Annotated in this window: 10 protein-coding genes; 7 read left to right on the top strand and 3 right to left on the bottom strand. The window is 65.8% G+C overall.

What is annotated here, in order from left to right:
* Position 1: 1 nt before the first annotated feature.
* The 6 genes from purE to ACLB1G_RS08000 all read left to right on the top strand — a co-directional run bounded on the left by purE (position 2) and on the right by ACLB1G_RS08000 (position 6,887).
* Positions 2-505, top strand: a complete 504-nt coding sequence (gene purE, locus ACLB1G_RS08025; RefSeq protein ID WP_491626678.1) for a 5-(carboxyamino)imidazole ribonucleotide mutase — start codon at positions 2-4, stop codon at positions 503-505.
* Between the two features lies 1 nt (position 506).
* Complete coding sequence (locus ACLB1G_RS08020; protein WP_491626677.1) at positions 507-1,697, top strand: 5-(carboxyamino)imidazole ribonucleotide synthase; 1,191 nt, start codon at positions 507-509, stop codon at positions 1,695-1,697.
* A gap of 68 nt (positions 1,698-1,765) precedes the next feature.
* Positions 1,766-2,797, top strand: coding sequence for an L-threonylcarbamoyladenylate synthase (locus ACLB1G_RS08015; protein ID WP_491627261.1), 1,032 nt, complete (start codon positions 1,766-1,768; stop codon positions 2,795-2,797).
* Between the two features lie 220 nt (positions 2,798-3,017).
* On the top strand, positions 3,018-4,532 hold the full coding sequence (locus tag ACLB1G_RS08010) for an alpha/beta hydrolase family protein (RefSeq protein ID WP_491626676.1): 1,515 nt from the start codon (positions 3,018-3,020) through the stop codon (positions 4,530-4,532).
* A gap of 292 nt (positions 4,533-4,824) precedes the next feature.
* Positions 4,825-6,177: an SGNH/GDSL hydrolase family protein gene (locus tag ACLB1G_RS08005; RefSeq protein ID WP_491626675.1), complete on the top strand. Its 1,353-nt coding sequence runs from the start codon at positions 4,825-4,827 to the stop codon at positions 6,175-6,177.
* A 23-nt stretch (positions 6,178-6,200) separates the two neighbouring features.
* On the top strand, positions 6,201-6,887 hold the full coding sequence (locus tag ACLB1G_RS08000; protein ID WP_491626674.1) for an OmpW/AlkL family protein: 687 nt from the start codon (positions 6,201-6,203) through the stop codon (positions 6,885-6,887).
* Between the two features lie 59 nt (positions 6,888-6,946).
* Here the strand turns inward: ACLB1G_RS08000 and ACLB1G_RS07995 are convergent, their stop codons facing one another.
* The 3 genes from ACLB1G_RS07995 to ACLB1G_RS07985 all read right to left on the bottom strand — a co-directional run bounded on the left by ACLB1G_RS07995 (position 6,947) and on the right by ACLB1G_RS07985 (position 11,787).
* Complete coding sequence (locus tag ACLB1G_RS07995; protein WP_491626673.1) at positions 6,947-9,595, bottom strand: TonB-dependent receptor; 2,649 nt, start codon at positions 9,593-9,595, stop codon at positions 6,947-6,949.
* 413 nt (positions 9,596-10,008) lie between these two features.
* Positions 10,009-11,193, bottom strand: coding sequence for an acyl-CoA dehydrogenase (locus ACLB1G_RS07990; RefSeq protein WP_491626672.1), 1,185 nt, complete (start codon positions 11,191-11,193; stop codon positions 10,009-10,011).
* Positions 11,194-11,283: 90 nt separating this feature from the next.
* Positions 11,284-11,787, bottom strand: a complete 504-nt coding sequence (locus tag ACLB1G_RS07985; RefSeq protein WP_491626671.1) for a flavin reductase family protein — start codon at positions 11,785-11,787, stop codon at positions 11,284-11,286.
* 116 nt (positions 11,788-11,903) lie between these two features.
* Here ACLB1G_RS07985 and msrA point away from each other — a divergent pair, with 116 nt between their 5' ends.
* On the top strand, positions 11,904-12,431 hold the full coding sequence (msrA, locus tag ACLB1G_RS07980) for a peptide-methionine (S)-S-oxide reductase MsrA (RefSeq protein ID WP_491626670.1): 528 nt from the start codon (positions 11,904-11,906) through the stop codon (positions 12,429-12,431).
* Positions 12,432-12,457 lie beyond the last annotated feature (26 nt).

The raw sequence follows: 12,457 nt of genomic DNA, 5'->3' as shown, positions 1-12,457 counted from the left end.
GATGGCGGACCAGAACAGCAAGCCGCTGGTCGGCGTCATCATGGGCTCGTCCTCGGACTGGGACGTGATGCAAAACGCGGTCGCCATCCTCAAGCAGTTTGGCGTGCCGTTCGAGGCGCAGGTGATTTCGGCGCACCGCATGCCGGATGAAATGTATGCCTATGCGAAAAGCGCCCGGACGCGCGGCCTGCGCGCCATCATTGCCGGCGCCGGCGGCGCGGCCCACCTGCCGGGCATGGTCGCGGCCATGACCATCGTGCCGGTGCTGGGCGTGCCGGTGCCGTCCAAGTACCTGCGCGGCGAGGATTCGCTGCTGTCCATCGTACAGATGCCCAAGGGCGTGCCGGTGTCCACCTTCGCCATCGGCGAGGCCGGCGCCGCCAACGCGGCCCTGACGGCGGTGGCCATGATTGCCGCCACCGACGACGCCCTGGCCGAACAGCTGGAAGCCTTCCGCGTCCAGCAGACTGCCGTGGCCCAGGCCATGACCTTACCGCTGGAATGAAATGAGCAACTCGAGCAATACGAATCATCCCGCGCTGCCGCCCAGCTGGCTGGGCGTGATGGGCGGCGGCCAGCTGGGCCGCATGTTCGCCCAGGCCGCGCAAAGCATGGGCTACCAGGTGGCCGTGCTGGAACCGTCGGCCGAATGCCCGGCCGGCCAGGTCGCCCAGCGCCTGGTCCAATCCGGCTACAGCGACGCCGCCGGCCTGGATGCCCTGGCCGCGCAGTGCGTGGCCGTCACTACCGAGTTTGAGAACGTGCCGGCCGACAGCCTGTCGCGCCTGGCGCAGCAAGTGTTCGTGGCGCCCGATGCGCGCGGCGTGTCGGTGGCCCAGGACCGCATCCTGGAAAAACGCTTCTTTGTCGATTGCGCGCCCAGGTCGGGCGTGCTGCCGGCGCCGCACCAGGTGATCGCTTCGGAGGAAGACATTGCGGCGATTACCGATGCGCTGCTGCCCGGTATCCTGAAGACGGTGCGCATGGGCTACGACGGCAAGGGCCAGGTCCGGGTGCGCACGCGCGAGGACGTGCGCGCCGCCTTCGCCGCCATGGGCGGGGTCACCTGTTTGCTGGAGAAGATGCTGCCGCTGGCCTACGAAGTATCGGTGCTGACCGTGCGCGGCGCCGATGGGCAATCGGTGGTGTATCCGATTGCCGAGAACGTGCATCGCGACGGCATCCTGTTTACCACCACGGTGCCGGGACCGAACGTGTCCGAGGAGTGCGCCCGCAAGGCGCAGGATGCGGCGCGCGCCATCGTGGCCGAGCTGGGCTATGTGGGCGTGCTGTGCATCGAGTTCTTCGTGCTGGCCGACGGCTCGCTGGTAGTGAACGAGATGGCGCCGCGTCCGCACAACAGCGGCCACTACACGATCGACGCCTGCGTCACCAGCCAGTTCGCGCAGCAGGTGCGCGCCATGGCGCGGCTGCCGCTGGGCGAGGTGCGCCAGCATTCTCCGGCCGTGATGCTCAACATCCTGGGCGATGTCTGGTTTGACGGCGACAGCGAGACGCCGCGCGAACCGGCCTGGGGCCGCATCCTGGGGCTGCCGGGCGCCTGTTTGCACCTGTACGGCAAGGAAGAACCGCGCCGTGCGCGCAAGATGGGCCACTTGACCCTGATCGCGCCCACCCTGGCCGAAGCGCAGGCGCAGCTGCAGGCGGCGTGCGCCATCCTGGGTATTGCGCCGTGAGCCAGGGCGATCACGCCAGGCCGGACGCCGCCGCTGGCGGCTCGGCTGCCGTCGCGGCCGGCGCCACCGTGGACGCGGACGCCATCGCGGCTGCCGCGACCGCGCTGGAAGCCGGCCAGCTGGTGGCCTTCCCGACCGAGACCGTCTATGGCCTGGGCGCGGACGCGGAAAACCCGCAGGCCGTGGCCGCCATTTACGCGGCCAAGGGCCGGCCCCAGGACCATCCGGTGATCGTCCATATCGCTGCGGGCGCCGCTGCGTCTGGCGCCCCGCTGGACTACTGGGCCGATGACATACCGGAACAGGCGCGCCAGCTGGCCGCCGCCTTCTGGCCCGGCCCGCTCACCATGATATTGAAGCGCAATCCGCACATCGTGGACGCCGTCTCCGGCGGCCAGGACACGGTGGGCATACGCTGCCCCTCGCACCCGGTGGCGCTGGCCTTGCTGGCCGCCTTCAAGGGCGGCAAGGGCGGCATCGCCGCGCCGTCCGCCAACAAGTTCGGCCAGGTCAGCCCGACCACTGCCGCCCATGTGCGCGACGAGTTTGCTGGCGAGATCGGCGCCGGCTTGCCGGTGGCGGCCGTGCTGGATGGCGGCAGCAGCGAGGTTGGCATCGAGTCCACCATTCTCGATTTGTCGCGCCTGGCCACGCATGGCCCGGTGCTGCTGCGCCCCGGGCATATCAGCGCGCAGCAGATCGCCGATGTGATCGGGGTGCTGCCGTCTGCCCCCGACCAGACCGCGCCGCGCGCCTCGGGCACGCTGGAGTCGCACTATGCGCCGCACACCCCGGTGTCCCTGCAGGACACGGAGCAGCTGCGCCGTACACTGGCCCAGCTGGACGCGCACGGCCACCGCGTGGCGCTGATCGCCTGGTCGCTGCCGGCCGGCGCCGGTCCCTGCCTGCACCTGCCCGCCGACCCGGCCGGCTACGCGCACGGCCTGTACGCGGCCCTGCGCGACATGGACCAGACCGGCTCCGAGCTGATCCTGGTGGAGGCGCCGCCGCAGGAAGACGCCTGGCTGGGCGTCAACGACCGTTTGCGCCGCGCCGCCTTCGGCTCCACGGGCGTGCTGGACCGCATCCTGGGCGCCTGATTAAAACCTGCGGCAGCAGCACCGTCATTGCCGCGAAAGCGGCAATCCATGCTGAAGCCTCGTAACTGCGCACTCGGCATGGGTTGCCGCGTGCGCGGCAACGACAGCTCGTGGCAAGCCGAGCACGTTACAACCTTTTCCCCCAGCACACTTTTCGATTTGCTATCCTGAGCTTGCCAGCGGCGACTCCAGTCCGCAGGCATTGCTGAGGATGGCTGATATGCGCAAGTTCGAAATTCCCCACGGCCGGCTGGCCGCCGTATTCCTTCCTGTGCTGTTGGCGGCCTGCGGCGGAGGCGGCGGAAGCGGCCCCGGCGGCGTGGCCGTGGTCACGCCTGCGCCGCCGGTATCCTTGCGCGGCAACGTGGTCGGCACGGCCACGGTGGTTCCGGTCGCCACCGGCAGCGGCAGCGTCAACACGCTGCCGGCTGCTATCCTGGGCCAGCTGGTCAACAGCGCCCTGACCGGCGGCACCAATATCACCGGCACGCCCACCTGCGCCGTCACCACCTACACCCTGCGCTACCACACCATAGGCTCGGCTGGCGAGGATACCGAAGCCAGCACCGCCATCATGGTTCCGTCCGGCAGCAACGCCGCCTGCATGGGGGCCCGCCCGGTGCTGCTGTACGCCCATGGCACTTCCCTGCAGAAGAGCAATGACATGGCCAACCTGGCCGCCACCGAGCCGCGCCTGGTGGCCGCCATGTTCGCCTCGCAGGGCTACCTGGTGGTGGCGCCCAACTATGCGGGCTATGCCGGTTCCTCGCTGGCCTACAGCGGCTATCTGGATGGCGCCCAGCAGTCGGCCGACATGGTGGACGGCCTGCGCGCCGCGCGCCAGGTGTTTGCCGCCATCGGCGCCAGCGCCTCCAGCCGTCTGCTGCTGACCGGCTACTCGCAGGGCGGCTACGTGGCCCTGGCCACGCAGCGCGCCATGCAGACCCAATATGGCGCGGAATTCAGCGTGACGGCCGCCGCGCCATTGTCCGGCCCCTATGCCCTGGCCCAGTTCGGCGACGCCATCTTCGGCGGCGCCCCCACGGTGGGGTCTAGCGCCTTCCTGCCCATGCTGCTGACGGCCGCCCAGCGCGCCGGCGCCGGTATCTACACCTTGCCGAACGAGGTCTACGAGGATAAATACGCCAGCGGTATCGAGACCCTGCTGCCCGGCACGCTGGGCGCCGGCGACCTGGTGGCGGCCGGCAAGCTGCCCAACGATGTGCTGTTTGCCCAGGATTCGCTGCCGCAAACCTCTGGCTATGCCAGCTTCTTTGGCGCCGACCACCTGATCAAGACGGCCTACCGCAACAACTACCTCGCCGACCAGAAGGCCAACCCGTGCGGCTTGTCCAACGGCTATCCGCTGTCCTGCGCACCGGCCCAAGCGCTGCGCAAGTGGCTGGTGAAGAACGATTTGCGCAATTACCTGCCGTCCGTACCTTTGCTGCTGTGCGGTGGAGATGAAGACCCGGTGGTGCCGTTCCAAAATGCGACAGCCGCGTCCGCATATTTCACCGCTCAAGGGAAATCAGCAGCTTCCTTGATTACGCTCAACCTCGACGGCGCGCTGGGCAACGATGCTTATACCGCAACCCGTACCGAGTTCCAGGCCGCCAAGACGGTGCTGCGACTGGCGTCCGGCAGCGCTGCCGTGCGCGACAGCTACCATGCAGGACTGGCCGCGCCGTTCTGCATGCGCGCTGCGCGCCTGTTCTTCAGCAGCGTCCCCTAAAAGGACGTATTCAACATGACCATGGCGTCGTTGCAGCTCCTCGCCGTGCAGGCGCACTGTCTTCGGCGCTGCGCCTAGCCACGCTCATGTTGAAATGGCCCTGAAGGCGGTTTTATGCTGTGCTGCAACAAGGATTGCCTTGCATGACCATACCGAACCATTGCTCTTTTTTGCTACACCGCAGGCATTTTCTCCGGTGTTTTCCTATACAAGCGATATCAGGACTGGCATATTAGTTGTTGTACGAATAGCACGGCCGTTCGGAATCACCACAATATCAACAGGAGACAACATGCGTCACACCAAGTTTGCACTTGCTGCAATGGCACTGGCCGTCCTCGCAGGCTGCGGCGGCAACGGAGCGTCGCCCGGCGACCAGACTCTGAAAGTCAAATTCACGCAGCAGGTGTCGTTCGGCGACAGCCTGTCCGACGTCGGCTCTTACAAGGTCGGCACCGTGGCTGCCCTGGGTGGCGGCAAGTTCACCATCAATGGCGACAATACCTCGATCAACGCCGCGCTGACGGGCAAGAACTGGACCGAGTTGATGGCCGCCCAGTTCGGCCTGCCGGCGCCCTGCGCGGCCCAGACCGGCCTGAACGGTGATGCCACCCGTGGCCTGAAAGTGGCCGTGGTCAACAACGCCAACTGCTACGGCTACGCCCAGGGCGGCGCCCGCGTGACCAATCCGGTCGGCCCCGGCAACGCCGCCGCCGGCAGCGCGCTGGGCGCCCTGACCGTGCCGGTGGTGACCCAGGTCGCCAACCACCTGGCCGCCAGCGGCGGCAAGTTCAGCGGCACCGAAGTGGTGTTCGTCATGGCCGGCGCCAATGACCTGCTGTACCTGGTGCAGGTGATGGGCGATACCGCCACCGCCACCGGCGCCAAGGCCTATGTGAACTACCTGATAAGCGCGCTGGCCGCGACCGCCACCAACCCGGCCGCCGCAGGCGCCGCCATTGGCGCCGCCGTCGCCACCGAGAGTGCGCGCACCGGCAGCACCCAGACCAGCATCACCAACGTCGCCATCGCCACCTCCGCGGCCCAGCCGGGCAACGCGGCGACCGGCACCAGCGCGGTTTACACGCCCATCATCGCGGCTGCCACCGCCGCCGGCACCAAGGCCGGCACCGACTACGCCACCGCGCAGGCGCCGGTGCTGGTGAACGCCATGGCGATCGCCGCCAGCGACCTGGTGACGCTGGTGAAAAACCAGATCATCGGCAAGGGCGCCAACTACGTGGTGGTCAATAACATTCCGGACGTGGCCAATACCCCCAAGGGGCTGAGCCTGGATGCCTCCACCAAGGCGCTGGTCAGCACCATGGTGTCGACCTTTAACAGCGCCCTGAACAGCGGCCTGGGCAGCGAGTCCAAGGCCCTGATCGTGGACGTCTACGCCGTCAGCCACGACCAGGCCACCAACCCCGGCCCCTACGGCCTGACCAACGTCACCGAACCGGCCTGCGACCTGACCTCGCCCAACAACCCGCTGGGCAGCTCCCTGACCTGCACGGCCAAGAGCCTGAAGTCGGGCGACGTCAGCCACTACTCCTACGCCGACGACCTGCATCCCTCGCCGTTCAACAACCTGCTCCTGGCCCGCTATGTGGCCGAGAAGATGGTGGTACGGGGCTGGCTGTAAGCACATAACAATCTGGAGACGACATGAACAAGGGATACATCCAAGCGGCAAAACTGCTGGCGCTGGCCGGCGCACTGTGCGCGGCCTCGGCCGCATCGGCGCAACAGGAAAAGGGAAGCGTGCTGTTCACCCTGGGCGTCAACAAGATCACGCCCAAGGTGGAATCGGGTGACGTGAGCGCACCGGCGCTGCCGCACACCACGGCCGACGTGGACTCGGACACCAAACCGCGCTTCACCATCGCCTACATGGTGACCGACAATATCTCGGGCGAGCTGGACCTGGGTCTGCCGTACAAGCATGACCTGATCGGCGACGGCGCCATCAAGGGCACGGGCAAGCTGGGCACCTCGGAAGTGCTGCCGCCCACCGCCTTCGTGCAATACCGCTTCTTCGCGCCGAACGCCGTGTTCCGTCCCTACGTGGGCCTGGGCGTGACGTATGCCTACTTCCAGAAGGAGACCGGCACCGGCCAGCTGACCGCCATCATGAATCCCGGCGGCAGTCCCACAACCTTCCGTCTGGACAACAAGTGGGCCGCCAGCGCCCAGATCGGCGCAACCTTCCGCATCAACGAGCGCTGGTTCGTGGACGCCACGGCCATCAAGACCAAGCTGAAAACCACGGCCCATTACTCGCCCGGCCAGGTCCAGGAAGTGCGCCTGGATCCGGTGGCGGTGAGCTTCAGCATAGGCTACAAGTTCCGCTGAGCGCAGGCATCCAACGAAAAAGCCCGGCACGCATGCCGGGCTTTTTTGCGTTCTCGCGATTAGAACTTGTAGGTACCCTTCACAAAGAAGGTGCGGCCCAGCGGATCGGTGTAGCGCGGATCGTAGCCGGTCTGGAAGGTCGTGGTCTGGTTGGTGTACGGCGGGGCGCTATCGAACAGGTTCTTGATGCCCACCGTCAGGTCGACATTCCTGAAGCCCGCGTAGCTGGCCGAGGTCGAGTAGGTCGAGTAGGCGCGCACGTGGTGGTAGTATTGCGCCGCCACCGCGTTCTGGTCTTCATAGCCGCTCAAGTACTTGTTCGAGAAGTTGGCGCTCCATACGCCCTTTTTCCAGGCGATGGTGGCGTTGTGCTTCCAGCGGAACACCGGGCCATTGTCGGCGTACACGCCCACGTTCTCGGTGTATGCGCCGCCGGTCTCGTTCTGGTACTCGTAGCTGTGGACCCAGGTGCCGTCGATGCTGAAGGTGAAGTCGCCGGCCGCCGAGCGCGGCAGCTTCCAGCGCAGCGAGGCGTCCAGGCCCGAGGTGTGCACTTCGCCCAGGTTGTCCAGCACGGCATTCACGTATTGCAGGGTCTTGCCGTCGGCCGAGTACACGAAGTAGCTCTTGTACTTGTCATAGTTGCCGAAAATGGTGGACTCGGACACGGTGCCGATCTTGTCGCGGATCTTGATGTTGAAGTAATCCAGCGACATGCTGACCGCGTTGGTCGGCTCGTAGACCGCGCCAATGCTGAAGGTCTTGGATTTCTCCGGCTTCAGGTTCTCGTTGCCGCCGCTGCGGATGTACTGTTGCTGGTTGCAGGCCACGTTGGGGTTGGCGCCGCTGACGGCGCTGCCGCCCGGGCACAGCACCGGATCGTTGTAGGCGTTGCTGGTGAAGGTGGAGGTGGCCGGGCCGTGCAGGTCGTACAGGGTGGGGGCGCGGAAGCCGGTGTTGTACGAGGTGCGCAGCAGCACTTCCTTGGCCGGCTGCCAGCGCAGGCCGACTTTCGGGTTGAAGCTGCCGCCTACGTCGTTGTAGTGGTCGTAGCGGGCCGCCACCGACAGGTCCAGGTCCTTGCGCAGCGGCACACTGAGCTCGGAGTACAGGGCGGCGATGTTGCGCTGGCCGGCCTGGTCCTGGGCGTCGGCATAGCCGGAGCTGGACGCCTGCGAGGTCAGGGCCGTGTTGATGTCGTAGGTGGCCTTGTCGTGGCGGAACTCGGTGCCGATGGCGAAGCCCACCGCGCCGGCCGGCAGGGTGTAGATTTCGCGGCTGACCTTGGCGTCGACGCCGGTGCTGGTCATCCTGGCGTTCAGGTACTCGCCGCGCAGCTGGGCCGCCTCGATGTAGGCGGCGCCGGCCGCCGACTGGGCGCCGAAGGGGTTCAGCAGGCCGCTCAGCACGCCGGCCTTGATCAGCGAGTCGTTGGTGTAGCCGTTCACATAGGCGCTGGTGGCGTGGCTGATGGCGTGGGTGAAGCCGATGTTGTAGTCCCAGCCCGCAATCAGGCCTTCCGATGCCAGCACCAGGCGGTCCGAGGTGTTGACGTCATAGCCCTGGCGGTTGCCGGCCGCCACGGTGCGCCAGTTCAGGGTCAGGTTTTCGCCGGTCAGGCCGGCCACGGCCGGCACGCCGGCGCTGCTGCCCGGATAGTAGGGGCTGGCCGAGGTCATGGTGATGCCGGTCAGCGGCGACGGCGCGATGCTGCTCAGGTTGGTGCTGCGGCTGTGCAGGTATTCGATGGTGGCGATGTCATCCTGGTTGAGCTTGAAGGTCGCCTTGCCCAGGTAGGACTCCTGCTGGGTCTTGGGGATGCTCTGGATGTATTTGGTGGTATCGGTGCGGCAGGTGCCGTTGGAGGCCTTGGCCACCAGGCCGGTGCCCACGCAGCCGCTGGCGTAGTAGGGGTTGCCGGTGATGCCGTTGTCGGAATAGAAGTTTGCCGGCTGCGAGGTGCCCGAGCTGTTGTTCACGCCCTTGTCGGCGCGCACGCTGGTGTCGGAGAAGTCGCGCTCCGAGGCCCACAGCGCGGTCTGCTTGTGGAAGTCGGCCACACCGAACACGGTCCAGCCATCCTTGTCCAGGTCGCCGTAGCCGCCCGACAGGTTGAGGCGGCTCTCGCCGCCGGAGCCGCTGGCCTGCGGCTGGGTGCGCTCTACGCTGATGCTGCCGCCAGTCACCTGGCGCTTGGTGATGAAGTTGATCACGCCGCCGATGGCGTCAGTGCCGTAGATGGCGGAGGCGCCATCGCGCAGCACTTCCACCCGTTCCAGGGCCGACAGCGGAATGATGTTCAGGTCCACCGAGGAGCCGTTGAACGGGTGGTTGGCGATGCGGCGGCCGTTCAGCAGCACGAGGGTCTTGTCGCTGCCCAGGCCGCGCAGGTCGGCGGTCGCGATGCCGCCGGTGCCGCTGCCCACCGACTGGCTGCTGCCTTCGGAAGACTGGTTCATGGAAATGGTGTTCAGCACTTCGGCCGCCGTGGTCAGGCCCTGCTTGGCGAAATCGCTGGCCTTGATGGTGGTGATCGGCAGGGCTGTCTCCGAGGCCAGCCGCTTGATGCTGGACCCGGTCACTTCCACGCGCTGGATGGGTGCGCCGTTGTCGTCGCTGGACTGGGCATGGACGCCGTGCATGCCGAGGGCGAGGCCGCCGGCGAACATCAGGCGCAGCGAACGTGAGAGTGCTCTTTCTATCATCATGGGTGAAAACTCCTGGAGTATCTGTTTTTGGGTGTGTGTCGTTCGTTCCGCCTGGTAAGAAGCGGGACGGATACAGTGCCAAGAATGTGCTTATGGACATTCAAGGTGGCCCATCAGACCATCCGGGCTACAGAGCGGCAATAACCAAAAGATAAGAGTGACAATAACCAACAGTTATAAAGCGTCACAGCTGTAAAGACAGCTTTATGCCCTCGGGAGGAAATGGCAGGGGGAGAGGAGGGGAAAGCGGCCGCCGGGCGAGTGTGGCGGCGGCCGTTACAGCTTGTAACATTCCTCAGCGGATTGATCGGAATCAGGCGCGGTTAAGGAATGTAAATCTATGTGAAGCCTAATGTAGCACGGCCGGTACAGACCGTGCCACTACTGGTCGTGCCACGACAGGCCGTGTTGGATTACTGAAACGCCTGGATGCCGGTCTGGGCCCGGCCCAGGATCAGGGCGTGGATATCGTGCGTGCCCTCGTAGGTGTTGACCACTTCCAGGTTGACCATGTGGCGGATGATGCCGAACTCGTCCGAGATACCGTTACCGCCCAGCATGTCGCGCGCCACCCGCGCCACGTCCAGCGCCTTGCCGCAGGAATTGCGCTTCATGATGGAAGTGATTTCGACGGCGGCCGTGCCCTCGTCCTTCATGCGGCCCAGGCGCAAGCAGCCCTGCAGGCCCAGGGTGATTTCGGTCTGCATGTCGGCCAGCTTCTTCTGCACCAGCTGGTTGGCGGCCAGCGGACGGCCGAACTGGCTGCGGTCGATCACGTACTGGCGCGCCGTGTGCCAGCAGGCTTCGGCCGCGCCCAGCGCGCCCCAGGCGATGCCGTAGCGGGCCGAGTTCAAACAGGTGAACGGACCTTTCAGGCCGCGCACGTCCGGGAAGGCGTTTTCCTCGGGGCAGAACACATTGTCCATGACGATTTCGCCGGTAACCGAGGCGCGCAGGCCGAACTTGCCGTGGATGGCGGGCGCCGACAGGCCGGCCATGCCTTTTTCCAGGATGAAGCCGCGGATGGCGCCTTCGTCATCCTTGGCCCACACCACGAACACGTCGGCCACGGGCGAATTGGTGATCCACATCTTGGCGCCGGTGAGGGCATAGCCGCCGTCCACCTTGCGCGCGCGCGTGACCATGGAGGCCGGGTCGGAGCCGTGGTTGGGTTCGGTCAGGCCGAAGCAGCCTATCCACTCGCCCGTGGCCAGTTTGGGCAGGTATTTCTGGCGCTGCGCCTCGGAGCCGAATTCATAAATCGGCACCATGACCAGCGAGGATTGCACGCTCATCATGGAGCGGTAGCCGGAATCGACGCGCTCGACTTCGCGCGCGATCAGGCCGTAGCTGACATAGTTGAGGCCTGGGCCGCCGTATTGTTCGGGGATGGTGGGACCGAGCAGGCCCAGCTCGCCCATTTCGCGGAAGATGGACACGTCCATCTTTTCATGGCGGAAGGCTTCCAGGATGCGCGGCGCCAGCTTGTCCTGGCAATAGCTGGCGGCGGCGTCGCGCACCATGCGTTCGTCGTCGCTCAGTTGCTGGTCCAGCAGCAGGGGATCGTCCCAGTGGAAGGCGGCGCGGGCGTGGCTCATCGGATGTCCTGTCTCTGATGGTGGTAATCCCGGCATTCTATGCCGCAGGCCGCCGCCCGGCTTTTGAAATGGCGACACGAATTGTCGTTTTCAGCCCAGCGGTCCCAGCTTGCCGTTGTGGAAGATCAGCGGCGGGCGCGGGCTGAATTCGCAGTGTTCCACTTCGCCCACGAATATCACGTGGTCGCCTTCCGGATAGCGGCTGCGGTTGTGGCATTCGAACCAGGCCGCCGCATCCTTGAGGATGGGCTGGCCGGTGCGCGACAGGTCGAAATCGCACTGGCCCCAGGGATCGTCGGTGCGGGTGGAGAACAGCCTGGCCAGGTGGGCCTGCTCGGCCGACAGCACGTTGATCACATAATGCGAGTTGCCGCTGAAGATGGGCAGGCTGTTGGCGGCCGCGCCCAGGCTCCACAGCACCAGCGGCGGGTCCAGCGAGACGGAATTGAAGGAGCTGGCCGTGAGGCCGCGGAAACTGCCATCGGCCAGGCGGGTGGTGATGACGGTCACGCCGGTGGCGAATTGCCCCAGCGCCTGGCGGAAGTGGCCGGCGTCGAAGGCACGCGCGTCGGCGCGGGGGGAACTGGTATTCATGTGACACATTATGCCAAAGAATGCCCCTGATCGCGTAAAGCGACGCGCCGCACATGCAAGCTGCACAGCTTTGCGTTACAGTAAAGACCATCAGTTTTCCACGGGCGGAGGCAATCATGGGCACGGAAACCGCGATACTGGGCGGGGGCTGTTTTTGGTGCACGGAGGCGATCTACCTGGAGGTGCGCGGGGTTACCCGGGTGCAGTCGGGCTATACGGGCGGCCAGCAGCCCAACCCCAGCTATGAGCAAATCTGCGCCGGCGACACCGGCCACGCGGAAGTGGTGCGGCTGGAATTCGATCCGGACGTGATCAACTACCGCGCCCTGCTGGAGATTTTTTTCACCATCCACGATCCCACCACCCTGAACCGCCAGGGCAATGATATCGGCACCCAGTACCGCTCCGTGATTTATTTCCTGTCGCCGCAGCAGGAAGCCACGGCGCGCCAGGTCATCGCCGAAATGGCGCACGTGTGGGATGCGCCCATCGTCACCGAGCTGGCGCCGGCCCAGGCCTTTTATCCGGCCGAGGACTACCACCAGCAATACTTCAGCCAGCATCCGCTGCAGGGCTATTGCGCCTTCGTGGTGGCGCCCAAGCTGGACAAGTTCCGCAAGATACACCAGCAGTTCCTGCGTTAAGAGGCTGGCTCAACATTAGCCAGTAG

Source organism: Duganella kummerowiae (assembly GCF_053572355.1).
This window is presented reverse-complemented; position numbering and strand designations above follow the sequence as displayed.